Consider the following 25,675-nt stretch of genomic DNA (forward strand, 5'->3'; position numbering starts at 1 on the left):
CGCCAAGGCCGAGGCCCTCGGTCTGCCGGTGCTGGCGCGGATTGCCGGCTATGCCAACGCCGGCGTCGACCCGGCGATCATGGGCATCGGCCCGGTCTCCGCCACCCAGCGCTGCCTGGCCAAGGCCGGCTGGAGCCTGGAGCAGCTGGACCTGATCGAGGCCAACGAAGCCTTCGCCGCCCAGGCCCTGGCCGTCGGCAAGGAACTGCAGTGGGACGCGAGCAAGGTCAACGTCAACGGTGGCGCCATCGCCATCGGCCACCCGATCGGCGGTTCCGGCTGCCGGATTCTGGTGACCCTGCTGCACGAGATGATCAAGCGCGACGCGAAGAAGGGCCTGGCCACCCTGTGTATCGGCGGCGGTCAGGGTGTGGCCCTGGCGATCGAACGCGGATAACCAGGCTCCCCTTGTAGGGCGGATACAACCCGCCGCCATCGGCGGATAAATCACCCGCCCTACAAGGCTAGGGGCAGCGGATAAGCAGTCCTAACAGCCAAGCGCCGGCCGCACCTCGATCGAGGGCGCCGGCGTTTTCGTTGTTGTGCGAGAACCGCTGGTTGGCGAACAAAAAAAACCGCGGCACAGGGTGACCGCGGCCAGGGAAAGGTGTGGCAGTGTTCAGGCCTGCGCCAGGCGGGCGCGGGCCACCCGCGAGCCGTTGGGCTTGTCCAGCACCGCGCAGATGCGCGCACCGGCCTCGATCAGCAGATCCATATCGATACCGCTGCTGATGCCCAGGCCATTGAGCAGGTAGAGCACATCCTCGGTCGCGACATTGCCGGTGGCGCCCTTGGCATAGGGGCAGCCGCCGAGCCCGGCGACCGAGCTGTCGAACACCTCGATGCCTTCCAGCAGGCTGGCGTAGATATTGGCCAGGGCCTGGCCGTAGGTGTCGTGGAAATGCCCAGCCAGTTTGTTGCGCGGTACCTTGCTGCCGACGACTTCGATCAAGCGCCGGGTTTCTCCAGCGGTGCCGGCACCGATGGTGTCGCCGAGGGAAATCTCGTAGCAGCCCATGTGGTACAGCTCGCGGGCCACCTCCGCCACTTTGGTGGGGGCGATGCTGCCCTCGTAAGGGCAGCCGAGCACGCAGGACACGTAGCCGCGCACGCGAATGCCCTGCTGCTTGGCGGCGTCCATCAAGGGCAGGAAACGCTCGAGGCTTTCGCTGATCGAGCAGTTGATGTTCTTCTGCGAGAAGGCCTCGGAGGCGGCGGCGAAGACGGCCACTTCCTTGACTCCGGCCTGCAGTGCCGCCTCGAAGCCCTTGAGGTTGGGGGTCAGGGCGGCGTAGGTCACGCCGGGTGCCTGCTTGATCTGGGCGAACACCTCGACACTGCCGGCCATCTGCGGCACCCACTTGGGCGCGACGAAGCTGCCGACCTCGATATAGCTCAAGCCGGCGGCGGTCAGGTCATCGACCAGGCGCACCTTGTCGGCCACGCGGATCGGCTGTTTTTCATTCTGCAGGCCGTCGCGCGGACCGACTTCGACCAGGCGTACCTTGCTGGGAATTGTCATTGCGTCATCTCTTGAATCGGGATCTTGGGCTTCGTATCCAGGCAGCACCTGACGAAGAAGCTTGGACGCTAGGATGGGTAAGACTTCGTTCACCCCATCCTACGCAGTCAATAGTGCATTCGACAGCAGCGAGCCATCAGGCTTCGTCCAGCTCCACCAGCACGCTGCCTTCGCTGACCATCTCGCCTTCGCTGCAATACAGCGCCTTGACCGTGCCGGCATGGGGCGCGCGGATGCTGTGCTCCATCTTCATCGCTTCCAGCACCACCAGCGCGGTGCCGGCCTCGACCTGCTGGCCGGCTTCGACCAGTACGCGGACGATGCTGCCATTCATCGGCGCCGTCAGGCCACCGTGATGGCTGTGGCTGGCTTCGACTTCGGCAATCGGGTCGAGCTGGCTGATGGCGTGCAGGTCGCCCTGCCATTCCAGGTAGAGGGTGTCGCCCTGGCGGATGGCATGCAGGCGCCGTTGCAGTGCGTCTGGCTGAACCTCGGCATCTCGCGGGCTGCTGCACAACAGCGTTTCGCCCTGCAGCCGGGCGACGCCGCAGGCGCGCACCTTTTGCGTGACGCCGTCACAGGCCAAATGCAGGTCGATTTCGCTCGGCAGACCGGCGCGCCAGCCACTGGTGCCGGCCCATGGCGAATGGACGTCTTCGTGCTTGCGGCGTAGCGGCTCGCTCTGGGCAAAGGCGTCGCCAGCCAGTTGCCAGAACTCGGCGGGCAGCTCGCTTGGCGGCGGCAGCAGTTGCGCTTCGTAGCGCGGAATAAAGCCGGTATCCAGCTCGGCGTCGGCGAAGGCCGGGTGGGCCAGCACGCGACGCAGGAACGCCAGGTTGGTCTTGACCCCGCCGATGCAGGTCTCATTGAGCATCGCCAGCAGGCGCAGGCGCGCTTCCTCGCGGTTGTCGCCCCAGGCGATCAGCTTGCCGAGCATCGGGTCATAGAAGGGCGAGACCTCGTCGCCTTCGGCCACACCGGTATCGACTCGCCGGCCCGGGCCGGCCGCGGGTTCGCGGTACAGGCTCAAGCGCCCGGTGGAGGGCAGGAAGTCGTGCTCCGGGTCTTCGGCATACAGGCGCACCTCGATGGCATGGCCGATCAACGGCACCTGCGCCTGGGTCAGCGGCAGCGGCTCGCCACGGGCGACGCGGATCTGCCAGGCGACCAGGTCCAGGCCGGTGATGGCCTCGGTGACCGGATGCTCGACCTGCAGGCGGGTGTTCATCTCCATGAAGAAGAAGTCGCCGCGCTCGTCCAGCAAAAACTCGACGGTACCGGCGCCGACATAGCCGATGGCCTGGGCGGCCTTGACCGCGGCCTCGCCCATGGCGCGGCGCAGTTCCGGGCTGAGACCCGGCGCCGGCGCCTCCTCGACCACCTTCTGGTGGCGGCGCTGGATCGAGCAGTCGCGCTCATTCAGGTACAGGCAGTGGCCGTGCTGGTCGGCGAACACCTGAATCTCCACATGCCGCGGCTTGAGTACGTATTTTTCCACCAGCATGCGCGAATCGCCGAACGACGACTGCGCCTCGCGCTGGGCGGAAGCCAGGGCTTCGCCCAGTTCGCTCTCGCGCTCGACCACCTTCATGCCCTTGCCGCCGCCACCAGCGGTGGCCTTGAGCAATACCGGGTAGCCGATGACTTCCGAGGCGGCGCGGAAGGTTTCCAGATCCTGGGCCTCGCCGTGATAGCCAGGCACCAGCGGCACGCCGGCGGCGTCCATCAGCGCCTTGGCCGCGGACTTGCTGCCCATGGCGTCGATGGCACTGGCCGGCGGGCCGAGGAACAGCAGGCCGGCCGCTTCGATGGCGCGGGCAAAGCCGGCGTTCTCGGAGAGGAAGCCGTAGCCCGGGTGGATGGCCTGGGCGCCGCTGGCCTGGGCCGCGGCAATCAGTGCGTCGATGCGCAGGTAGCTGTCGGCCGGCTTGGCACCGCCCAGGTCGATGGCGATGTCCGCCTCGCGCACGTGGCGGGCGCTACGGTCGACGGCGCTGTGTACCGCCACGGTGGTGATGCCCATGGCCTTGGCCGTACGCATCACCCGGCAGGCGATTTCGCCGCGGTTGGCGATCAGCAGGGTGTCGATGTGCTTGCTCATGCTTGTGGCTCCTGCCGGAGGGATTGGCGTTTATCGAGCCAGCTGTCGCACTGGACGGTATGCAGCACTGGGTCGCGAGGCATAGTCATTGTTGCTCCTGCCAGCTGGGCTTGCGTTTATCGAGGAACGCACGCAGGCCTTCCTGGCCTTCGGCGCTGACGCGGATGCGGGCGATGGCGTTTTCGGTGTAACGGCGCAGGGCCGGGGTGAGCACGCCGCTGGCGACTTCCTTGAGCAGGTCCTTGCTCGCCTGCATCGCCTGCGGGCTGTTGAGCAGCAGGTTGGCGACCCAGTCGTTGACCGCGTCGTCCAGCGCCTCGGCCGGGTAGCTCTCGGCCAACAGGCCCAGTTCACGGGCCCGCTCGCCGCTGAAACGTTCGGCGGTCAGGGCATAGCGGCGCGCCGCGCGTTCGCCGATGGCCTGCACGACGAAGGGGCTGATCACCGCCGGGGCCAGGCCGATACGCACCTCCGACAGGCACAGTTGCGCGTCGTCGGCGCCGATGGCCATGTCGCAGCAGGCGATCAGGCCCAGGGCGCCGCCGAAGGCCGCACCCTGGACCACGGCCAGGGTCGGAATCTTCAGCTGGTAGAGGTTGTGCATCAGCTCGGCCAGTTCCCGTGAATCGGCCAGGTTGGCGCTGTAGTCGAGGGTCGCGGCGTGCTGCATCCAGGCCAGGTCGGCACCGGCGGAGAAGTGCTTGCCGCGGCCGCGCAGCAGCAGGAAACGCAGGCTCTTGTCGGCCTGCACCTCATCGAGGGCGAGGATCAGCTCGCGGATCATCTCGGCGTTGAAGGCGTTGTGCTTGTCGGCGCGATTGAGCCAGAGGGTGGCGAAACCGCGCGGGTCTGTTTCGAGCTGGATGGTGCTGAAATCGGTCATCTGAACTCCAACTGCTAACCATGTAGGGCGGGTGCAACCCGCGTGTGTTCTGGCGGGTTTCACCCGCCCTACGGTTATCGATTACATGCGGAACACACCAAAGGTGGTCGGCTCGATCGGCGCATTGAGACTGGCCGACAGCGCCAGACCGAGCACCTCGCGGGTCTGTGCCGGGTCGATCACGCCGTCGTCCCATAGCCGCGCGCTGGAATAGTAGGGATGGCCCTGGCGCTCGTACTGCTCGAGGATCGGCTGCTTGAGCTTGGCTTCCTCCTCGGCGGAGAAGTCGTGGCCGGCGCGGGCCGCCTGCTCGTGCTTGACCTGGACCAGCACGCCGGCGGCCTGTTCGGCGCCCATCACGCCGATCCGCGCGTTCGGCCACATCCACAGGAAACGCGGGTCGTAGGCGCGGCCGCACATGCCGTAGTTGCCGGCGCCGAAGCTGCCGCCGATGATCACAGTGAACTTCGGCACCTTGGCGCAGGCCACGGCGTTGACCAGCTTGGCGCCGTGCTTGGCGATGCCGCCGGCCTCGTACTTCTGCCCGACCATGAAGCCGGTGATGTTTTGCAGGAACAGCAGGGGGATGCCGCGCTGGCAGGCCAGTTCGATGAAATGCGCGCCTTTCTGCGCCGATTCGGCGAAAAGAATCCCGTTATTGGCGAGGATCGCCACCGGATAACCCTGGATATGCGCGAAGCCGCAGACCAGGGTGGCACCGAACAGCGCCTTGAACTCGTCGAACAGCGAGCCGTCGACGGTGCGCGCGATCACTTCGCGCACATCGAAGGGTTGCTTGGCGTCGGCCGGGATCACCCCATAGAGTTCTTCGGCGTCGTACAGCGGAGCGATCGGCTCGCGGTTGTTCAGCACGCCGAGCTTGCGCCAGTTCAAGTTGGCGATGCTGCGCCGGGCCAGGGCCAGGGCGTGCTCATCGTTGTCGGCGTAGTGGTCGGCCACCCCCGAGGTCTTGCAGTGCACGTCGGCGCCGCCCAGGTCCTCGGCGCTGACCACCTCACCGGTGGCGGCCTTCACCAGCGGCGGGCCGGCGAGGAAGATGGTGGCCTGGTTGCGCACCATGATCGCCTCGTCGGCCATGGCCGGCACATAGGCGCCGCCGGCGGTGCAGGAGCCCATGACCACGGCGATCTGCGGGATGCCCATGGCGCTCATGTTGGCCTGGTTGAAGAAGATCCGCCCGAAGTGCTCGCGGTCGGGGAACACCTCGTCCTGGCGCGGCAGGTTGGCGCCGCCGGAGTCCACCAGGTAGATGCACGGCAGGCGGTTCTGCTGGGCGATGGCCTGGGCGCGCAGGTGCTTTTTCACGGTCAGCGGGTAGTAGCTGCCGCCTTTCACCGTGGCGTCGTTGGCCACGATCATGCATTCGACGCCTTCGACCCGGCCGATGCCGGCGATCACCCCGGCGGCGGGCACCTCTTCGCCATAGACGCCGTGGGCAGCCAGCTGGCCGATCTCGAGGAAGGGCGAGCCGAGGTCGAGCAAGCGGTTGATCCGCTCGCGCGGCAGCAACTTGCCGCGCGAGGTGTGCCGATGCTGGGCCTTCTCGCCGCCGCCTTCATGGACACGGGCGAGCAGGGCGCGCAGGTCGTTGACCTGGGCGAGCATCGCCGCACTGTTGGTGGCGAACTCCGGGGAGCGGTTGTTGATCTGGGTATGCAGGATGGCCATCTGGCGCTCCGGGTCTACTGGCTGACAACGCGTAGGGTGGGTTGAGCGAAGCGATATCCACGCGGTTTCGGGTTCGATGGGTATCGCGTTGCTCAACCCATCCTCCGGCTCTGGCTTATTTGGTTTCGTTGAACAGCTCGCGGCCGATCAGCATGCGCCTGATCTCGCTGGTGCCGGCGCCGATTTCGTAGAGCTTGGCGTCGCGCAGCAGGCGGCCGGTGGGAAATTCATTGATGTAGCCGTTGCCGCCGAGGATCTGGATCGCCTCCAAGGCCATCTGGGTCGCACGTTCGGCGCTGTAGAGGATCACCCCGGCGGCGTCCTTGCGGTTGGTCTCGCCGCGGTCGCAGGCCTGGGCCACGGTGTACAGGTAGGCGCGGCTGGCGTTGAGCTGGGTGTACATGTCGGCCACCTTGCCCTGGATCATCTGGAACTCGCCGATGCTCTGGCCGAACTGCTTGCGGTCGTGGATATAGGGCACCACCACGTCCATGCAGGCCTGCATGATGCCGATCGGGCCGCCGGCGAGGACCACGCGCTCGTAGTCGAGGCCGCTCATCAGCACCTTCACGCCGCCGTTTTCCTTGCCGAGGATGTTCTCTTCCGGCACCTCGACGTCATCGAAGAACAGCTCGCAGGTGTTGGAACCGCGCATGCCCAGCTTGTCGAACTTGCTGCCGCGGGAAAATCCCTTCCAGTCGCGCTCGACGATAAAGGCGGTGATGCCATGGGCGCCCTTGTCCAGGTCGGTCTTGGCATAGATCACATAGGTGTTGGCATCCGGGCCGTTGGTGATCCAGGTCTTGCTGCCGTTGAGCACGAAGTGATCGCCGCGACGCTCGGCGCGCAGCTTCATCGAGACCACGTCGGAGCCGGCGTTCGGCTCGCTCATGGCCAGGGCGCCGACGTGCTCGCCGCTGATCAGCTTGGGCAGGTACTTGGCCTTCTGCTCAGGCGTGCCGTTGCGGTTGATCTGGTTGACGCACAGGTTGGAGTGGGCACCGTAGGACAGGCCGACCGACGCCGAGGCGCGGCTGATTTCCTCGATCGCGACCACGTGGGCCAGGTAGCCGAGGCCGGCGCCGCCGTATTCCTCGGACACGGTGACCCCGAGCAGGCCCATGTCGCCGAACTTCTTCCACATGTCGGCGGGGAACAGGTTATCGCTGTCGATGGCGGCGGCGCGCGGCGCCAGTTCCGCGGCGACGAAGGCCTGGACCTGGTCGCGGAGCATGTCGATGGTTTCGCCGAGGGCAAAGTTGAGGGACGGATAGCTCATGGGGGCACCTTGTTGTCGTTGTCGGGGGGGAGGCTTGTCAGCCCGTATACCTTTACGTTAACGTAAAGCTGGCTTCGCGCGCTGTCAAGTCTCCGATAGTGGGCGCCGCCCGGACGCCAGACCTCAGAACAAGCAAAAGAATCGAGGAACTCATGACTTCACCCAGTTATACATGCGGATTACAGGACAAGCCCCTGTTGGCCATGACCATAGGCGCGGCGTTCGATCAGACGGTGGCGCGTTTCGCCGAGCGCGAGGCGCTCGTCGTTCGCCATCAACAGCTACGTTATAGCTGGGGCGAGCTGGGTGAGGCGGTGGATCGCTGTGCCCGCGCCTTGTTGGCCATCGGCATGCAGCCCGGTGAGCGCCTCGGTATCTGGGCGCCGAACTGTGCCCAGTGGTGCATCGCCCAGTTCGCCAGCGCCAAGGTTGGCGTGGTGCTGGTCAATATCAACCCGGCCTACCGCCTCAGCGAACTCGAGTATGCGCTCAAGCACTCCGGCTGCCGCTGGCTGATCTGCGCCGATGCGTTCAAGAGCAGCGACTACCACGCGATGCTCGGTGAGCTGTTGCCGGAGCTCGCCGGATGCGCCGTCGGTGCACTGCAAAGCCGTCTACTGCCCGAGTTGCGTGGGGTGATCAGCCTCGGCCAGCAACCGGCCGTGGGCATGTTCGGTTGGTCGGCGTTCCTCGACCGGGGTGATGAGGTCGGCCCGGAGCAGTTGCGCGCCTGCAGCGCCCAGCTGCAGTTCGACGACCCGATCAACATCCAGTACACCTCGGGCACCACCGGTTTCCCCAAGGGCGCGACCCTCAGTCACTACAACATCCTCAACAACGGCTATATGGTCGGCGAGAGCCTGGGCCTGACCGAACACGATCGCCTGGTGATCCCGGTGCCGCTGTACCACTGCTTCGGCATGGTCATGGGCAACCTCGGCTGCCTGACCCATGGCAGCACCATGATCTACCCGGGGGCCGCCTTCGAACCGCTGGCCACCTTGCAGGCGGTGGCCGAGGAGCGGGCCACGGTGCTCTACGGCGTGCCGACCATGTTCATCGCCGAGCTGGATCTGCCGGAACGTGCCGGCCTGGACCTGTCCAGCCTGCGCAGCGGGATCATGGCCGGCGCCACCTGCCCGATCGAGGTGATGAAGCGGGTGATCGGCGAAATGCACATGGCCGAGGTACAGATCGCCTACGGCATGACCGAGACCAGCCCGGTGTCGACCCAGACGGCCGCGGATGACGACCTGCAGTGTCGGGTCAGCAGTGTCGGCCGCACCCAGCCGCACCTGGAGAGCAAGGTGATCGACGAGCAGGGACGCATCGTCCCGCGCGGCCAGGTTGGCGAGCTGTGCACCCGTGGCTACAGCGTCATGCTCGGCTACTGGAACAACCCGCAGGCCACCGCCGAGGCCCTCGACCCGGCGCGCTGGATGCACACCGGCGACCTGGCGGTGATGGACGAGCAGGGCTACCTGAGCATCGTCGGGCGCAACAAGGACATGATCATCCGCGGCGGCGAGAACGTCTATCCACGGGAGATCGAGGAGTTCCTGTTCAATCATCCGGCGGTGGCCGATGTGCAGGTGGTGGGCATTCCCGACGACAAGTACGGCGAGGAGATCGTCGCCTGGGTCAAGTGCCATCCGGGCCACGCAGTGGCAGCGGCGGAGCTGAGCGAGTTCTGCAAGGGTCGCATCGCCCATTTCAAGGTGCCGCGCCACTTCCTCCTGGTCGACGAGTTCCCCATGACGGTGACCGGCAAGGTGCAGAAATTCCGCATGCGCGAGCTCAGCATCGAACAACTGGCACTCACCGCTAAATCCTAGGCGTTGGCCCTTGCGGCGTCCGTCAGTCGGGCGCCGCTGCAGATCATGGAGTAATCCGATGTCCCCGCAGATCAGTCGCTTTGCACTGCCCGAAAACCTCGAACAATTACCGCAAGACCTGCACCAGCGGATACTCGCGGTGCAGGAGAAGGCCGGCTTCGTGCCCCATGTGTTCCTCATGCTGGCCCACCGCCCGGACGAGTTCCGCGCCTTTTTCGCCTACCACGACGCCCTGATGGAGCGCGAGTCCGACAGCCTGACGCCGGCGGAAAAGGAGATGATCGTGGTCGCCACCAGTGCCCGCCACGGCTGTCTGTACTGCGTGGTGGCGCATGGCGCGGTGTTGCGTATCTACAGCAAGGATCCGCTGCTCGCCGACCAGCTGACGGTCAACCACCGCACGGCGCCGATCGGCGAGCGCCAGCGCCTGATGCTGGATTTCGCCTTTCACGTCGGCCTCGAACGTGGCGGCCTGGATGGCGACTGGCAGGCACGCCTGCAGGCCGTCGGCTTCAGCCTCGACGACATCTGGGACATCGGCGCCATCACCGCCTTCTTCAGCCTGTCCAACCGGCTGGTGTCGCTGGCGGGCACCCCGCCCAACGCCGAGTTCTACCTGATGGGCCGCGTGCCCAGGGCGCCAAGTTGAAACGGCCTCTCTAGCGACAGTGCAAGCTTCCCCGGCCATGCCGGGGGGGCGAGCATGACTTCTGCTTCTTTCCATTGCGCGTTCAGGGGCGGGGCAGGGCTGTGCGCAGTGGGTGTGCCGGCTGCAGTGGGTACGATATTTATGCATAACGCACCTGATAATTTACTCATTATTATTTAATAAATGCCTGCCTATACTCGATTTCAACGGATTGACCGAGGGCAGCAGGCCAGCAGGGCCTGGCATCCTCCAGACGAAAACTGCGGTGTCAGTCGAATAGTAACCAGTCAGTCGAAAGTAGACTTTGGTATAGTGTTTACGTTTACGTAAAGGTAGTATTGTCAGCAGCGCCATAACCAATAAAAACAAGCAGGTTAGAGGGCTCCACATGTCACCCGAATTCGTACTGGAAACGCGCGGCTTGACCAAGGAATTTCGCGGCTTCACCGCGGTGGACTCGGTCGATCTGCGTGTGCAGAAGGGACATATCCATGCCTTGATCGGACCCAACGGGGCCGGCAAGACCACCGTATTCAACCTGCTCAGCAAGTTCCTCGCGCCCACTAGCGGCGAGATCATCTATCAGGGCAAGCCCATCACCGGCCTGCAGCCGAACCAGATCGCCCGTCTCGGCCTGGTGCGCTCCTTCCAGATTTCCGCGGTATTCGGTCACATGAGCGTGATGGAAAACGTCCGCGTGGCCCTGCAGCGCAAGCTGGGCAACTCCTTCCACTTCTGGAAGTCCGAGCGCAGCCTCGAGGCCCTCAATGAGCGCGCCCTGCAGATGCTCGATGATGTGGGCCTGCTCGAATTCGCCGACACCATGACCATCGAACTGCCCTATGGCCGCAAGCGCGCGCTGGAGCTGGCCACCACCCTGGCGCTGGACCCGGCCGTGCTGTTGCTCGACGAGCCGACCCAGGGCATGGGCGGCGAGGACGTGGAAATGGTCATCGGCCTGGTACGCCGCGCCGCAGTGGGGCGCACGGTGCTGATGGTCGAGCACAACCTCAGCGTGGTCAGTCAGTTGTGCGACTGCATCACCGTGCTGGCCCGCGGTGCGATCCTCGCCGAAGGCGACTACGCCAGCGTGTCCGCCAACCCGCTGGTGCGCGAGGCCTACCTGGGCAGCGAAGCGACAGTCAGCGAGGAGGCCGGCGCATGAGCAACCTGCATACTCAGGATTACGAGCAGCTGCGGGTCAGCGACCTGCATGCCTTCTACGGCGAGTCGCACATCCTGCATGGCATCGACCTGCTGGTGCGCCGCGGCGAACTGGTGACCTTGCTCGGGCGCAACGGCTCGGGACGCTCCACCACCCTGCGCGCGATCATGAACATGGTGGGTCGGCGCACCGGCTCGATCGTGGTCAACGGCAACGAGACCCTGGGCCTCGCCGCGCACCTGATCCCGCGCCTGGGCGTTGGCTTCTGCCCGGAAGAACGCGGCATCTTCGCCAGCCTCAACGTCGAGGAGAACCTGCTGCTGCCGCCCATGGTGCGCAGTGGCGGCATGAGCCTCGATGACATCTACGAGATGTTCCCCAACCTCTACGAGCGGCGTTTCAGCCAAGGTACCCGGCTGTCCGGCGGCGAGCAGCAGATGCTGGCCATGGCACGCATCCTGCGCACCGGCGCCAACCTGTTGCTGCTCGACGAGATCACCGAGGGCCTGGCCCCGGTGATTGTGCAGAAACTCGCCGAGGTGCTGATCAAGCTCAAGAACAAGGGCCTGACCATCGTGCTGGTGGAGCAGAACTTCCGCTTCGCCGCTCCCTTGGCCGATCGGCATTACCTGATGGATCACGGCCAGATTGTCGAGGAAATCGGCGCGAGCGAGCTGTCGTCAAAACAAGAACTGCTGCACCGCTGTCTAGGCGTCTAAACCCAGTTTCACCCCTCGAAACATGCAGTACGGCGTGGCCCAGGCCCGCCGGGTCGGGGTTGCTTTGCCCGGTACAACAACAATAACTGTGGAAGGTAACGAGATGAATCTGTTCCAGAAGACTGCAAGCACCATCCTCGCCACCAGCCTGATTGCCAGCGCCGCCCAGGCGCAGCTCAGCGATGACGAAATCCGTATCGGCTACCTGGCCGATATGTCCGGCACCTACCGTGATCTCTCCGGACCGGGTGGCCTGGAAGCGCTGAAGATGGCGGTCGAGGACTTCGGCGGCCAGATCGATGGCAAGAAGATCGTGATCTTCAGTGCCGATGACCTGAACAAGCCGGATGTCGGTGCCAGTACCGTGCGCAAGTGGGTCGATGAGCGCAACGTCGACATGGTCACCGGCCTGGTCGCCTCCTCGGTGGTGCTGGCGGCCAGCCAGGTGGTGGAGCAAGCCGGCAAGCTGGCGCTGATTTCCGGCGCCGCGGCCTCCAGCATTACCAACGAATACTGCTCGCCCAACCATATCCACTGGACCTACGACTCCTACGCCTTGGCCAATGGTACGGCCAAGGCAGTGTTGGCCAATGGCGGCAAGAGCTGGTTCATCCTGACCGCCGACTATGCCTTCGGCCATGCCATGGAAGCCGATATCACCAAGGTGGTCGAGGCCGATGGCGGCTCAGTGCTGGGCACGGTGCGCCATCCATTCCCGAGCAGCGACTTTTCCTCCTACATCCTCCAGGCCCAGGGCTCTGGCGCCGATGTGATCGCCCTGGCTAACGCCGGTGCCGACACGGTCAATTCGCTGATGACCGCCAGCCAGTTCGGCGTTACCCAGTCCGGGCAGAGTCTGGCCGGCATGGTGGTCTTCCTCAACGACATCCATGCCATGGGCCTGGACGTGACCCAGGGTCTGATGCTGACCACCGGCTGGTACTGGGACCTCAACGAGGAAACCCGCACCTGGTCCAAGCGCTACGAAGACCGCTTCGGCAGCAAGCCGGGCATGGTGCCGGCGGGTATCTACTCGGCGACCATGCATTACCTGAACGCAGTCAAGGCTGCCGGCAGCGACGAGGCGCAGGCGGTGCGGGCGCAGATGATGGCGACCCCGGTCAACGACATGTTCGCCAAGAACGGCAAGATCCGCGCCGATGGCCGCATGGTCCACGACATGTATCTGGCCCAGGTAAAGACCCCGGCCGAGTCGAAGGGCGACTGGGACCTGTACAAGATCGTGCGCACCATTCCGGGCGACGAGGCCTTCCGCCCGCTGGCCGCGAGCCAATGCAAGCTGCTGTCGCAGAACTGATCGGCAATTAACCCCAGCTCGTCACCCGGCTGCCAGCAGCCGGGTGTCACTGACTTTCAGCGGGTGGTAACTCATGACTATGGTATTCGGCATACCGCTGGGCGTACTGCTCGGCCAGCTGCTGCTCGGGCTGATCAACGGCGCTTTCTATGCCTTGCTCAGCCTGGGCCTGGCGATAATCTTCGGTCTGCTGCGGATCATCAACTTCGCCCATGGCGCCCAGTACATGCTTGGGGCCTTCGCCGCCGTGCTTGGCCTCAAGTACCTGGGCATCAATTATTGGGTGGCGCTGATTGTGGCGCCACTGCTAGTCGGCGCCCTGGGCATGCTGATCGAGCGTGGCCTGTTACGCCGGATCGCCGGTGAGGATCACCTCTACGGCTTGCTGTTGACCTTCGGCCTGGCGTTGATCGTCGAGGGCTGCTTCGTCAAGCTGTTCGGTGTTTCCGGCGCGTCCTACCCGATGCCCGAGCTGCTCAAGGGCGGTTACAACCTCGGCTTCATGTTCCTGCCCACCTACCGCGCCTGGGTTGTTGTGGCTGCAGTGGTGGTGTGCGTGCTCACCTGGTACATGATCGAGCGCACCCGCCTGGGTTCCTACCTGCGTGCCGGTACCGAAAACCCCAAGCTGATGCAGGCCTTCGGCATCAACGTACCGCTGCTGATCACCCTGACCTATGGCTATGGCGCGGCGCTGGCGGGGTTGGCCGGAGTGCTGGCTGCTCCGATCTATTCGGTCACCCCGACCATGGGCGCCAATCTACTGATCGTGGTGTTTGCTGTGGTGGTGATCGGCGGCATGGGTTCGATCATGGGCGCGATCGTCACGGGTCTGGCCATGGGCGTGATCGAGGGGCTGACCAAGGTGATCTATCCAGAAGCGGCCAACACCATCGTGTTCCTGGTGATGGTACTGGTGCTGCTGGTTCGTCCGGCGGGACTGTTCGGCAAGGAGACATAAGCATGACCAATATGCACATCAAACAGGACAGCCTGGTTCTGCCGCCGCAAGTGGTACGCGAGCGCCAGCAGGCGGCGCAACGGCGCAAGCTGTGGTTCTACCTGGCACTGTTCGGCGTCGCGCTGGTCGCGCCCCTGGCGGTGTACCCGATCTTTCTGATGAAGCTGCTGTGTTTCGCCTTGTTCGCCTGCGCCTTCAACCTGTTGCTCGGCTATGCCGGCTTGTTGTCCTTCGGCCATGCCGCTTTTTTCGCCACCGGCGGCTATATCACCGGCTACCTGCTCAGCGAGTACAGCGGCCTGGGCACGGAACTGGGAATCCTCGCCGGCACCCTGGCGTCTGCGGCGCTCGGCTTGCTGTTCGGCCTGCTGGCGATTCGGCGCCAGGGCATCTACTTCGCCATGATCACCCTGGCGCTGGCGCAACTGGTGTTCTTCATCTTTGTCCAGGCGCCCTTCACCGGCGGCGAGAACGGCCTGCAGGGCGTACCGCGAGGGCAGCTGTTCGGGCTGTTCGACCTGAACAACAACATGACCCTGTACTACTTCGTCCTGGCGGTGTTCATCGTCGGCTTCGCCATCATCCAGCGCACCATCCACTCGCCCTACGGCCAGGTGCTCAGGGCGATCCGCGAGAACGAGCCGCGGGCCATTTCCCTGGGCTACAACGTCGACGCGCACAAGCTGCTGGCCTTCGTGATTTCCGCCACCTTGACCGGCCTGGCGGGCTCGACCAAGACCGTGGTGTTCCAGTTGGCCTCGCTGACCGACGCGCACTGGCACATGTCCGGCGAGGTGATCCTGATGACCCTGCTCGGCGGCGTCGGCACCGTGCTCGGGCCGGTGGTCGGCGCCAGCGTGGTGATCACCCTGCAGAGCTACCTGTCCAACGGTCCACTGGGCGAGTGGGTGCACGTGATCCTCGGGGCGATATTCGTCACCTGCGTGCTGCTGTTCCGGGTCGGCATCGTCGGTTGGGTGCTGAAACTGGCGAAGCGCAACTTCTAAACAAGCCTCCTGCTGTTTGCTCAAGGTGCGGACCCTGATCCGCGCCGGGGGGGCTGTTTGCCTGAAATATGCCCTGCCGGGTCGTCGGCAGGGTGTCTGGATCCCACGGGAAGCCCCGTGGATAACAGGTCGGTTGCATCGGCCGTCGCGGGTATTGCCTGGCAGTTGGCTGCCTGGCGTTGCTGCACTACTCACCAATAAGAAGAGAGATCTATGAACGTTGAAAAGTCGATCACCAGGCCCTTCAAGGCCAAAGTCCTCTGTGTGGCGATCACCGCCAGCCTGGCTGGCTTCATCGCGCCCGCCAGCGCCGACACCGCGTCCGACCTGGAGGCGTTGAAGGCGCAGATCGCAGCGCTGCAGAACAGCATTGCCGCGCTCGAGCAGAAACAGGCCGAAACCGCCAAGGCCGTCGCGCCCGCCAACAGCGTGACCGCCGGCACCACCCCAGGTTCGTTCAAGCTGCCCGGCTCCAATACCTCGGTCAAGTTTGGCGGCTACGTCAAGGCCGACCTGCTGTACAGCGACACCAGTGCGGGCGCGGGCAGCACCCTTGACCAGTTGCTGGTTCCGGGTTCGATTCCCCTGGACAGCGACACTAATACTGAAGACGGCCAGATTACCCTCCACGCGCGCCAGACCCGTTTGAACTTCGCCACCAGCACCCCGACCGCTTGGGGCGACCTCAAGACCTTCGTCGAGGCCGACTTCTTCGGCGCGAATGGCAACGAGGTCGTCAGCAACTCCAATGGCCTGCGCACCCGCCATGCCTTCGGCAGCCTCGGCGGCCTGCTCGCCGGCCAGACCTGGTCTACCTTCATGGACGCGGGCTCCCTGCCCGAGACCCTGGACTTCGGCGGCCCGGTCGGCGAACTCTTCGTCCGCCAGACCCAGGTGCGCTGGACCGAGGGCTTCGACGGCGGCTCCTGGTCGATTGCGGCGGAAAGCCCCGAGTCCTTCCTGACCACGGCCAATGCCGGCGGCGGTAGCAATGGGCAGACCGATGACGACAAGGTGCCCGATCTGGTTGCGCGACTGGACTTCAACACCTCCGCTGGCCGCTTCGCCCTGGCCGCGATGGCGCGCAACATTCGCGTGGATACGGCCATGGGTGCCGACGACCAGTGGGGTGGGGCGCTCGCCGCTTACGGCGTGGTGCCGACCATCGGCAAGGACACCTTCCAGTTCTCGCTCACCGCCGGTAACGCACTCGGCCGCTACATGGGCCAGGCCGTATTCTCCGATGGCAGCGTCGATACCTCCGGTGATCTCACGCTGAACAACCAATGGGGCGCGATTCTCGCCTACCGCCACTTCTGGATGGACAACCTGCGTTCCACGCTGGCGCTGTCGACCGCCCGTGCAAGCAACCCGAGTGGTGCGACCACTGCGAACATGAACCAAAGCTCCGACACCGCTCACCTGAACCTGCTGTGGAGCCCGGTTGCCAGCACGACTTTCGGCCTCGAGCTGATTCACGCGCGGCGTGAAACGGAAGATGGCCGCAATGGCGATTTGAACCGCGTGCAGACCTCGGCGCAGTACAACTTCTGATCGTTCGCGCCGTATGACGGCGCTGCAGTGGGGGCCGGGCATGATTGCTTCTTGTGCGTTGTGGCACGGCGGCAGTATCGCCCAGCAATGTCGGCAGCAAGCTGGACGAGAAGAGCCTTATCGTCAGCTACAGCTTTTGCTAAGCCCGGGCTAACCGCTCAATCCGATTACTCCTTGGTGTGAAGTTTGCCGGGCCCTGGTGGCCCGGCTTTTTTTGTTCTCGATCCAGCCCTGAGTTGGTCCGGGCGCATACCGACAGATCATCGCCAGCGCCTGCCTGCGGCTGATGCTGGTGAGTGGCTGCGTTGACGTTAACGTAATGAGTTGTTAGCGTTCCACGGCATATGGCCATGCAGCCATGTCGCGGGAACCCCTGTGCGACATGGCTCGTGGATAATCGACCAAGGATCAAGCATGACCGCCAAGACCTACAGCATTTCCGAACTGGCGCGCGAGCTGGATGTGACCACCCGGACCATTCGTTTCTATGAAGAGCAGGGCATGCTGCTGCCGACCCGCCGTGGCCAGGAGCGAATCTATACGGCCAAGGACAGGGTCGCGCTCAAGCTGATTCTGCGGGGCAAGCGCATCGGTTTCTCCCTGGCCGAATGCAAGACCCTGATCGAGCTGTACGACCCACAGGGCGACAACCGTAATCAGCTCGAGATCATGCTGGGCAAGATCGCCGAGCGACGTCTGCAGCTGGAGCAGCAGTTGCTGGACATCGAGCAGATGCAGCTGGAGCTGGACACGGCCGAGGAGCGTTGCCGCGCCGCCTTATTGGAAGTTCCCGAGACCCATTGAGGCGTCGGCCAGCACCGCAGCGTCCTGGGTGGCCCGCAACGCGGCGCGCAGTGCGCTCAGCACCATGTCGCGCAGCAACGCGTGGCGTGCCGTAGGACTCAGCTCGGGCGCCTCGACCCAGGCCGGCAACTGATTGAGCAGGGCCAGGATGCCGCTCAACGCAGCGCGGCGGCTGCTGCCGACCGGCTGGCCGGTGACACACTCCACGCTTTCCACCAGCTGCTGTGCGTAGCGCGCGCGAAGCTCGCGGAGTTGCACCTGCTGCTCGCCGGCCAGGCAGTGACTGTCGTACTCGGCCAGACGAAAATGCGCACCCATGCTGGCGTGCAACCGCAGGTGCGCGTCGAACAGGCCGTGCAGCCGTTCGGCGGGCGTGGCAGCGCGCCGTTGCACCTGGCGGGCGCCGTGCAGCAGCTGTTCGTAGAGCTCCTCGATCAGCTCGAACAGCAGCGCTTCCTTGCTCTCGATGTGGTTGTAGAGCGAGCCTGACCGGATGCCCAGGTGCTTGGCCAGGTCGCGCATGCTGACAGCGCTGAAACCGCGGCTGGCAAACAGACTCAACGCCTTGAGGCGGGTGTCCTGGTAGCGCGTGTTGGCGCCGACGTTGATCGGTGCGCGCCGCGGAACGGCTGGCGTGGCGAAGAGGGCTGAGAGTCGTTGGGCGTCGCTCATGGCGTGATGGCCTCCATTGTTTGCGTTGCACTGGGCGACGAGTCGGAGCGCTGACATTGACCTGTCGCCGGTGCAAAACCAAGGTCATCGGCGCTCAGAATGACTGAGCGTTTTGGCCATGCCATTGCTGCGCTGGGAGGGAACCTAAGCAAGGGCCCCGGAGCAACCCGTAAGGCTTTACCCGTCAGGATCTATCACTGCACGCGACAAGCCCTGTATTCGCAGCTCACACCCGGAATTGGCCTAGGAGCCGATTCAGTTGTGCTGCATGGGTGCCGACGTCCTGGCTGGCTTGATGCGAGCGGTCGGCCGCCTGCACGCCCTGCTGCGCCAGGGAAGCGGTGAGGGTCACGTTCTGATTTATGTCCTCGACCACCTGGGATTGCTCCAGGGTGGCGCTGGCAATGGATGCATTGAGGTCGCTCAGGTTGTGCAGTGCCGCGGCGATCTGGTTCAGGCTCTCGCCGGCTTTGCGCGCCTGCATGACCGTCAGCTGCGAGGTTTCGCTGCTGGCGCCTATGACCTTGACCGCCGCTGCCGAATTGCCCTGCAGACGCTCGATCATGCCCTGGATCTCGGCAGTGGACTGCTGGGTGCGTTGGGCCAGCAGGCGCACCTCATCGGCCACTACGGCAAAGCCGCGGCCTTGCTCGCCGGCGCGCGCGGCCTCGATGGCGGCGTTCAAGGCGAGCAAGTTGGTTTGCTCGGCGATCGCCCGAATCACTTCCAGTACGCTGCCGATCTGCGTGCTTTCCTGGGCCAGGCTGTCGATCACCTCGACAGCCTGGCCGATGGTGTTCGACAGCAGGTCGATCTGGCGCAGGCTGCTGTCGATGTTCTGCTGGCCCTGGCGTGCCTGCTCCTCGGCCTGGCGCACTTCATTGGCGGCATGCTCGGCGTTGCGCGCCACTTCCTGCACGGCATAGGCCACTTCGTTGATGGCCGTGGCCACCATCTCCATCTGTTGCGACTGTTGCTGGCTGTGCTGCTGGGTGTCGCCGGCGATCTCGCCGAGCGATTGCGAGGCCTGCTCCAGACGGGTGGCGGCCTGCAGCGACTGGCCGATGACCTCGCGCAGTTTGCCGGTGAAGGCGTTGAAATGGCCGCCCAGCGCGGTCAGCTCGTCGCGGCCCTGGTGATCCAGGCTGCGGGTCAGGTCGGCTTCGCCGCTGGCGATGTTCTTCATCGCATCCACTGCCCGCTCCAGGGGAGAGGCGATGCTGCGGGCAATCAGCAGGATCAGCGCAGCGAGCAGCAGGGCCACTACCACCAGAAAGCTGAAGGTGCGCAGTACCTGGCCGCGGAACTCGGCCATCACGTCGTCGATATAGATCCCCGAGCCGACTATCCAGCCCCAGGGTTGAAACAGCTGGATATAGGAGACCTTCGCCACCGGGTCATCAGAGCCCGGCTTGGGCCAGCGGTAGTGCACCACGCCGGCGCCGTCACGCTTGGCCACGCTGACCATCTCGTCGAACAGGGGTTTGCCGTCCGGGTCGCGGGTGCCGGACATGACCTTGCCCAGTAACTTGGCGCTGGGGTGCATGACCATACGAGTGTCGAGATCCTCGATCCAGAAGTAGTCGTCCTGGTTGTAGCGCAGCTCGCGTATGACCGCGCTGGCCTCGCTCTGGGCCTGCTCGCGGCTCATCCCTGCGTCCTCCAGGCCGTGGTAGTGGCGCAGAATGCCGGCGGCAGTCTCCACCACATGCTGGGTCTTCAGCGCCTTGGCGGCATGCAGATCGTCGTAGTTTTGTTTGAGCATCAGCCCGGTGAGGACCAGCAAGGTCAGGATGGAGGTCAGCAGAATCAGCCATAGACGCTGACTGATGGGAACATTGCGCAGGCCTAGCATGTGTGAGACTTCCAGTAATTCAAGCTTGGGGCCGCCGGGCGTACCCGGCAGCCAGGCAGTTGATTCAAAGCGGGTAGTGCGTCAGTTCACGGGCGATCAGCAGGCGCTGGATCTCGCTGGAGCCTTCGTAGATCTGGGTGATGCGCGCGTCGCGGTAGTAGCGCTCCACCGGGTAATCCTCCAGGTAGCCGTAGCCGCCATGGATCTGCAGGGCCTTGGAGCACACCCGCTCGGCCATCTCCGAGGCGAACAGCTTGGCCTGCGAGGCCTCCGACAGGCAGGCATGCCCGGCGCTCTTCAGGCGCGCCGCATGCAGGATCAGCAGGCGTGCGGCGTTGAGCTGGGTGTGCATGTCGGCCAGCATATTGGCGATGCTCTGGTGCTCGGCGATCGGCTTGCCGAACTGGATGCGCTCACGGGCATAGCCCAGGGCGGCCTCGAAGGCGGCGCGGGCGATGCCCAGGGCCTGGGCGGCGATGCCGATACGGCCGCCTTCCAGGTTGGACAGGGCAATGGCCAGACCCTTGCCGCGTTCGCCCAGCAAGCTGGCCGCGGGGATCGTGCAGTCATTCAGGCTGACCGCGCAGGTATCGGAGGCCTTGATGCCCATCTTGTGTTCGCTGCGGTCGACGACGAATCCGGGGTTGTCGGTCGGCACCAGGAAGGCCGACAGGCCTTTCTTGCCCAGTTCCGGGTCGGTGACGGCGAAGACGATGGCAAGCCGGGCGCGCTTGCCGTTGCTGACGAACTGTTTGGCACCATTGAGTACCCACTGGCCGTCGCGCAGTTCGGCGCGGGTGCGCAAGTTGTGTGCTTCGGAGCCGGCCTGTGGCTCGGTCAGGCAGAAGCAGCCGATCGCCTGGCCGCTGGCCAGAAGCGGCAGCCAGTCGTCTTGTTGCGTCTGGCTGCCGTATTTCAGGAGAGGGCCGCAGCCGACTGAATTGTGAATGCTCATCAGCGCACCGAGGGCGCCGTCGCCGGCCGAGATTTCTTCCACGGCCAGGGCGTAAGCCACGTAGTCGGTGTAGCTGCCCCCCCAGGTGTCCGGTACTACCATGCCGAGCAGGCCCAGTTCACCCATCTGCGCCACCACGGCGTCGTCGATCCAGCCGGCTTTCTCCCAGGCCTGGGCATGTGGGGCGACTTCGCTGCGGGCGAAGTCGCGGGCCATGTCGCGGATCATGCGTTGGTCTTCGGTCAATTGGCTGTCGTGCATTGCAGTGCTCTCCTCGGTTCTGGCCGCACCCTTCAGGCGTGGTGCAGGGGGTTGCTGGCAGCGGGGCGCAAGCCGCTGAAGAAGGCCTGTACCCGCTGCGGGTCCAGCTCTGCCAGGGTCGCTGGGTGCCAGCGCGGGTTCTTGTCCTTGTCGATGATCAGTGCGCGGATGCCTTCGATCAGGTCGCCGCGCTCGAACCATTGGTAGTCCAGGTGCAGTTCCTGGGCGAAGCAGTCGGCCAGCGGTAAGTGCTGACCGCGCTGCAGCAGCTCCAGGGTCACCGCCATGGCCAGCGGTGAGCGACTGTCGAGCACCCGTACGGTGTCTTGCGCCCAGGCCTGCAACTCTGGGCGGCTCTCGTCGAGCAGGGCGGTGCGGATTGCCGCCAGGTCAGGCAGGGCGAAGTAGTCGTCGATGGCCTGGCGCAGGTCCTTGAGCTTGCCTCCGGGCAGTTCGCTGCAGGTCATGCCGTCGAGCAACTGCTGCAGGTTCTGCAGCGGCGCTGCCGACCAGCTCAGGTTGTCCAGCGCCTGGTCGAACTCGGCCAGCCGTTCGCTGGCCAGGCAATGGTCGGCCAGCCCAGCGTAGAGTGCGTCAGCGGCGCCGACCGAGAGGCCGGTGAGGCCCAGGTAGAAGCCCAGTTGGCCGGGCAGCCGGGGCAGGAAGTAACTGCCGCCGACATCCGGAAAGAAGCCGATGCTGACTTCCGGCATGCCCATTTTCACCCGTTCGCTGACCAGCCGCAGGGCCGCCGCCTGGGCCAGGCCCATGCCGCCGCCCAAGACGAAGCCGTCGAGCAGCGCCAGTACCGGCTTGGGATAAGCATGCAGGTACTGATCGAGGGCGTATTCCTCCTCGAGAAACAGCTCGTGCTGGTTGCTGCCACCGGTGTAGCTGTCGTACAGCATGCGAATATCGCCACCGGCGCAGAAGGCCTTCTCGCCGCTGCCACGCAGGACCACGGCGAGCACCTCGGGATCCTGCTCCCAGGCATGCAGCTGCTGCATGAGCAGGCGCACCATGGGCAGGGTCAGGGTGTTGAGGGCGCTCGGGCGGTTGAGGGTCAGGTGGCCGATGCGGTTGCGCACCTCGGCCAGGACCGCAGCTTCAGCGTCGTTCATGCCTCGGCGTCCCGACGGTACAGCTTGATGATGGCGGAGAAATCCAGGCCGCCATTACCCTGCTGGCTGAAACTCTGGTACAGCTGCTGGGCGGCGGCGCCGAGCAGCACTGGCTGGCGCACGTGCTTGGCCGCTTCGGTCGCCAGGCCGAGGTCCTTGAGCATCAGGTCGGTGCCGAAACCGCCGCTGTAGCCCCGCGAGGCCGGGGCGTTTGCCAGCACGCCGGGGAACGGGTTGTTGATCTCCGAGCTCCAGCAACGGCCGCTCGAGGTGTTGATGACCCCGGCCAGCACCTTGGCATCCATGCCCAGGGATACGCCCAGGGCCATGGCTTCGGCGACACCAATCATGGAGATGCCGAGCAGCATGTTGTTGGCAATCTTGGCCACCTGGCCGTTGCCGCTGTCACCGCAGTGGACCAGGTTCTTGCCCATGGCCGAGAGAATTGGCCCGGCCTGGTCGAAGGCACTGGCCGGACCGCCGACCATAAAGGTCAGGGTGCCAGCCGCGGCGCCACCGGTGCCGCCGGAAACCGGCGCATCGAGCATGGGATTGCCTTGGGCGAGGGCCAGGGTGGCCACTTCGCGGGCACTGAGCGGGTCGATGGTCGAACAGTCGATCAGCAGCACGCCTTGGCCGATATGCGCCAGCAGGCCATCGTTGCCCTGGTAAACCTGTTTCACCTGAGCCGCTGCCGGCAGCATGGTGACGATCGCCTCGACGTCGGCCTGGGCCACCGCCGCAGGGGAGCTGGCACTGGTGGCGCCCGCCTCGACAAGGGCGGCGACAGCTTGGGCGCTGGGGTCGAAGACGGTGACGCGATGGCCGGCCTTGAGCAGGTTGCAGGCCATTGGGCCACCCATGTTGCCGAGACCAAGAAAACCGATATGCATGGTGGATACCTCTGTAATTAGGGGGGCTCAGCGGTGCTGAAACTGCGGTTGGCGTTTTTCCACGAAGGCGCGCATGCCTTCCTTCTGGTCGTGACTGGCGAACAGCGAATGGAACACCCGGCGCTCGAAGCGCACGCCCTCGCTGAGACCGAGTTCGAAGGCGCGGTTGACGCATTCCTTGACCAGCATGCTGGCCGGCAGCGATTTGGCGGCGATACCCTGGGCCACCTTCAGGGTCTGCTCCAGCAGTTCGGCGGCGGGGAAGACCTGGGCCACCAGGCCGGCGCGCTCGGCTTCTGCGGCGAGCAGATGACGGCCGGTGAGGCACAGCTCCATGGCCTTGGCCTTGCCCAGGGCATGGGTCAGGCGTTGGGTGCCGCCGATGCCCGGGGTTACCCCCAGGCTCAGCTCAGGCAAGCCGAAGCGGGCGTTGTCCGCGGCGTAGATGAAGTCGCACATCAGCGCCAGCTCGCAACCACCGCCCAGGGCGTAGCCGGCGACCGCGGCAATCAGCGGTTTGCGCCGGTTGCCGATGCGATCGGCGGCGGCGAAGAAGTCGTCGAGGTAGATCGACGGGTAGTCCTTGTCGACCATCTCCTTGATGTCGGCGCCAGCGGCGAACGCCTTGGCCGAGCCGGTGATGACCATGCAGCCGACTTCAGGGTCGGCTTCCAGGCGGTCGAGGACCAGGTTGAGTTCGCTGATCAGCTGGCTGTTCAGCGCATTGAGCGCTTGCGGTCGGTTGAGGGTGATCAGGCCGACCCGTTCGCGCACCTCGACCAGCAGGGTTTGGTAGTCCATGGCGATATCTCCCAGGGGGCCGGCGCCAGGCCGGCCCGTCAGCCTTATTTAAGGGTGATGGTGGTGTTGACCACGGCGCTGCTGTCGTCCTCGTCGAACCAGCGCTGGGTGACCGTCTTGGTCTGGGTGTAGAAGGTCACCACTTGTTTGCCGTAGGGACCCAGGTCGCCGAGCTTGGAGCCGCGCGATCCGGAGAAGGAGAACAGCGGAACCGGTACCGGGATTGGCACGTTGATACCCACTTGACCGACGTCGATTTCTTCCTGGAAGTGACGGGCAGCAGCGCCGGAACGGGTGAACAGGGCGGTGCCGTTACCGTTCGGGTTGGCGTTGATGATCTCGATCGCCTCGTTGAGGTTGGCGGCGTGCATGATGCACAGCACCGGACCGAAGATTTCTTCGCGGTACACCGACATGTGCGCGGTGACGCCGGAGAAGATCGTTGGGCCGACGAAGTTGCCGTCCTGGTAGCCGGGCACGCTCGGGTTGCGGCCATCCAGTTCCAGTTTGGCGCCTTCTTCGATGCCGCTGGCGATCAGGCCGTTGACCCGCTCCAGGGCCGCGCAGGAGATCACCGGACCGATGTCGGTGCCAGGCTCGGTGCCGCCATTGATCTTGAGGGTCTTGGTCCGCTCGATCAGGTCCGGCAACCAGCTCTGCGCCTCGCCCACCAGGATCACCACCGGCAGGGCCATGCAGCGCTGACCGGCGGCGCCGAAGGAGGCGCCCAGCAGGTTGTTCAAGGTCTGCTGCTTGTTGGCATCGGGCAGGACGATGGCGTGGTTTTTTGCGCCCATCATGCACTGCGCGCGCTTGCCGTTCTGGGTGGCACGGTTGTAGACATGGGTGCCGACCTTGGTCGAACCGACGAAGGACACGGCCTTGATGTCCGGGTGGTCACAGATCAGGTTCACCGCGTCGACGCCGCCGTGGATGACGTTGAGCACGCCCTTGGGTACGCCGGCCTGCAGCGCCAGCTCGACCAGGCGCATGGTTACCAGCGGATCCTGCTCGGAGGGCTTGAGGACGAAGGTGTTGCCGGTGGCGATGGCCATCGGGAACATCCACAGCGGGATCATCGCCGGGAAGTTGAACGGGGTGATGCCGGCGCACACGCCCAGTGGCTGCATCAGGGTGTAGGTGTCGACGCCACTGGCGACGTTGTTGGCCAGTTCACCCATCTGCAGGTTGCCGATGCTGGCCGCGTGCTCGACCACTTCCAGGCCGCGGAATACGTCGCCCTCGGCGTCCGGCAGGGTCTTGCCCTGCTCGGCGGTGAGCAGTGCGGCCAGCTCCTTGATGTTCTCGCGAATCAGTTGCTGGTACTTGAGGAAGATCCGCGCACGCGCGCCGATCGGGGTCTTGCGCCAGGTCTTGAAGGCCTCGGCGGCGCTGGCCACGGCGGCGTTCATTTCCTCGGCAGTGGCGAAGGGCACGCGGGCCAGTACCTCCTGGGTGGCCGGGTTGACCACGTCGCGCCACTCGGTGGTCTTGGATTCGACGAATTCGCCGTCGATGAGCAGTTTGACGCTGGGAACTGTGGAAGCGGTCATTTTCTAGTCCTGTCTACTGTCGGAGGTCGAGTGCGCCCCCTCGGCGCCGTTGGCCGAGTGGGCGGGGGAGTGGTGATC

21 protein-coding genes and 1 pseudogene are annotated in these 25,675 nt (G+C 64.9%); 10 read left to right on the forward strand and 12 right to left on the reverse strand.

Features of this window, described 5'->3' with window-relative positions; genetic code table 11:
- Positions 1–397: pseudogene (locus PH586_RS07040) on the forward strand (acetyl-CoA C-acetyltransferase); the annotation flags it as partial.
- A 222-nt stretch (positions 398–619) separates the two neighbouring features.
- Here the strand turns inward: PH586_RS07040 and PH586_RS07045 are convergent.
- The 5 genes from PH586_RS07045 to PH586_RS07065 all read right to left on the reverse strand — a co-directional run bounded on the left by PH586_RS07045 (position 620) and on the right by PH586_RS07065 (position 7,474).
- On the reverse strand, positions 620–1,522 hold the full coding sequence (locus PH586_RS07045; protein WP_271347066.1) for a hydroxymethylglutaryl-CoA lyase: 903 nt from the start codon (positions 1,520–1,522) through the stop codon (positions 620–622).
- Positions 1,523–1,658: 136 nt separating this feature from the next.
- Entirely contained in the window at positions 1,659–3,623 is a 1,965-nt protein-coding gene (locus PH586_RS07050; RefSeq protein WP_271347067.1) for an acetyl/propionyl/methylcrotonyl-CoA carboxylase subunit alpha, read from the reverse strand.
- A gap of 85 nt (positions 3,624–3,708) precedes the next feature.
- On the reverse strand, positions 3,709–4,506 hold the full coding sequence (locus PH586_RS07055; RefSeq protein WP_271347068.1) for a gamma-carboxygeranoyl-CoA hydratase: 798 nt from the start codon (positions 4,504–4,506) through the stop codon (positions 3,709–3,711).
- Between the two features lie 81 nt (positions 4,507–4,587).
- On the reverse strand, positions 4,588–6,195 hold the full coding sequence (locus PH586_RS07060) for a carboxyl transferase domain-containing protein (RefSeq protein ID WP_271347069.1): 1,608 nt from the start codon (positions 6,193–6,195) through the stop codon (positions 4,588–4,590).
- Positions 6,196–6,310: 115 nt separating this feature from the next.
- Positions 6,311–7,474, reverse strand: coding sequence for an isovaleryl-CoA dehydrogenase (locus tag PH586_RS07065; protein WP_271347070.1), 1,164 nt, complete (start codon positions 7,472–7,474; stop codon positions 6,311–6,313).
- A 152-nt stretch (positions 7,475–7,626) separates the two neighbouring features.
- On the opposite strand from PH586_RS07065, the gene PH586_RS07070 reads away from it, so the two are divergent.
- From PH586_RS07070 to PH586_RS07110, 9 genes are all read left to right on the forward strand, one after another.
- Positions 7,627–9,309 carry an AMP-binding protein gene (locus PH586_RS07070; protein WP_271347071.1) on the forward strand — a complete coding sequence of 561 codons (1,683 nt, stop codon included), beginning with the start codon at positions 7,627–7,629 and terminating at the stop codon, positions 9,307–9,309.
- Between the two features lie 58 nt (positions 9,310–9,367).
- A complete protein-coding gene (locus PH586_RS07075; RefSeq protein ID WP_271347072.1) occupies positions 9,368–9,958 on the forward strand; it encodes a peroxidase-related enzyme in 591 nt (196 codons plus the stop codon).
- A gap of 388 nt (positions 9,959–10,346) precedes the next feature.
- The gene (locus tag PH586_RS07080) at positions 10,347–11,123 is read left to right on the forward strand and encodes an ABC transporter ATP-binding protein (RefSeq protein ID WP_271347073.1); all 777 of its coding nucleotides are present in this window, start codon (positions 10,347–10,349) and stop codon (positions 11,121–11,123) included.
- A complete protein-coding gene (locus tag PH586_RS07085) occupies positions 11,120–11,842 on the forward strand; it encodes an ABC transporter ATP-binding protein (RefSeq protein WP_271347074.1) in 723 nt (240 codons plus the stop codon). Before PH586_RS07080 ends, PH586_RS07085 begins: the two co-directional genes overlap by 4 nt.
- 103 nt (positions 11,843–11,945) lie before the next feature.
- On the forward strand, positions 11,946–13,160 hold the full coding sequence (locus tag PH586_RS07090; RefSeq protein WP_271347075.1) for an ABC transporter substrate-binding protein: 1,215 nt from the start codon (positions 11,946–11,948) through the stop codon (positions 13,158–13,160).
- A gap of 73 nt (positions 13,161–13,233) precedes the next feature.
- Positions 13,234–14,121, forward strand: coding sequence for a branched-chain amino acid ABC transporter permease (locus PH586_RS07095; RefSeq protein ID WP_271347076.1), 888 nt, complete (start codon positions 13,234–13,236; stop codon positions 14,119–14,121).
- Positions 14,122–14,123: 2 nt separating this feature from the next.
- On the forward strand, positions 14,124–15,128 hold the full coding sequence (locus PH586_RS07100; protein ID WP_271347077.1) for a branched-chain amino acid ABC transporter permease: 1,005 nt from the start codon (positions 14,124–14,126) through the stop codon (positions 15,126–15,128).
- A 213-nt stretch (positions 15,129–15,341) separates the two neighbouring features.
- A complete protein-coding gene (locus PH586_RS07105; RefSeq protein ID WP_271347078.1) occupies positions 15,342–16,682 on the forward strand; it encodes a DcaP family trimeric outer membrane transporter in 1,341 nt (446 codons plus the stop codon).
- Positions 16,683–17,096: 414 nt separating this feature from the next.
- Positions 17,097–17,486 carry a MerR family transcriptional regulator gene (locus PH586_RS07110; protein WP_271347079.1) on the forward strand — a complete coding sequence of 130 codons (390 nt, stop codon included), beginning with the start codon at positions 17,097–17,099 and terminating at the stop codon, positions 17,484–17,486.
- Here the strand turns inward: PH586_RS07110 and PH586_RS07115 are convergent.
- The 7 genes from PH586_RS07115 to PH586_RS07145 all read right to left on the reverse strand — a co-directional run bounded on the left by PH586_RS07115 (position 17,460) and on the right by PH586_RS07145 (position 25,597).
- Entirely contained in the window at positions 17,460–18,158 is a 699-nt protein-coding gene (locus PH586_RS07115) for a TetR/AcrR family transcriptional regulator (protein WP_271347080.1), read from the reverse strand. The genes PH586_RS07110 and PH586_RS07115 overlap by 27 nt on opposite strands.
- Positions 18,159–18,384: 226 nt before the next feature.
- Positions 18,385–20,013 (reverse strand): methyl-accepting chemotaxis protein, encoded by a 1,629-nt coding sequence (locus PH586_RS07120; protein WP_271347081.1) that lies wholly within the window; start codon positions 20,011–20,013, stop codon positions 18,385–18,387.
- Positions 20,014–20,077: 64 nt separating this feature from the next.
- The gene (locus tag PH586_RS07125) at positions 20,078–21,229 is read right to left on the reverse strand and encodes an acyl-CoA dehydrogenase family protein (RefSeq protein ID WP_271347082.1); all 1,152 of its coding nucleotides are present in this window, start codon (positions 21,227–21,229) and stop codon (positions 20,078–20,080) included.
- A 32-nt stretch (positions 21,230–21,261) separates the two neighbouring features.
- Positions 21,262–22,350, reverse strand: coding sequence for an enoyl-CoA hydratase/isomerase family protein (locus PH586_RS07130; protein ID WP_271347083.1), 1,089 nt, complete (start codon positions 22,348–22,350; stop codon positions 21,262–21,264).
- Positions 22,347–23,261, reverse strand: a complete 915-nt coding sequence (mmsB, locus tag PH586_RS07135) for a 3-hydroxyisobutyrate dehydrogenase (RefSeq protein ID WP_271347520.1) — start codon at positions 23,259–23,261, stop codon at positions 22,347–22,349. Before mmsB ends, PH586_RS07130 begins: the two co-directional genes overlap by 4 nt.
- A 9-nt stretch (positions 23,262–23,270) precedes the next feature.
- Positions 23,271–24,044 carry an enoyl-CoA hydratase gene (locus PH586_RS07140; protein ID WP_238043139.1) on the reverse strand — a complete coding sequence of 258 codons (774 nt, stop codon included), beginning with the start codon at positions 24,042–24,044 and terminating at the stop codon, positions 23,271–23,273.
- A gap of 44 nt (positions 24,045–24,088) precedes the next feature.
- Complete coding sequence (locus tag PH586_RS07145; RefSeq protein WP_271347084.1) at positions 24,089–25,597, reverse strand: CoA-acylating methylmalonate-semialdehyde dehydrogenase; 1,509 nt, start codon at positions 25,595–25,597, stop codon at positions 24,089–24,091.
- Positions 25,598–25,675: the final 78 nt, after the last annotated feature.

It is taken from the genome of Pseudomonas aestuarii, assembly GCF_027988105.1.
In the GTDB taxonomy this organism is placed as follows: Bacteria; Pseudomonadota; Gammaproteobacteria; order Pseudomonadales; family Pseudomonadaceae; genus Aquipseudomonas; species Aquipseudomonas aestuarii.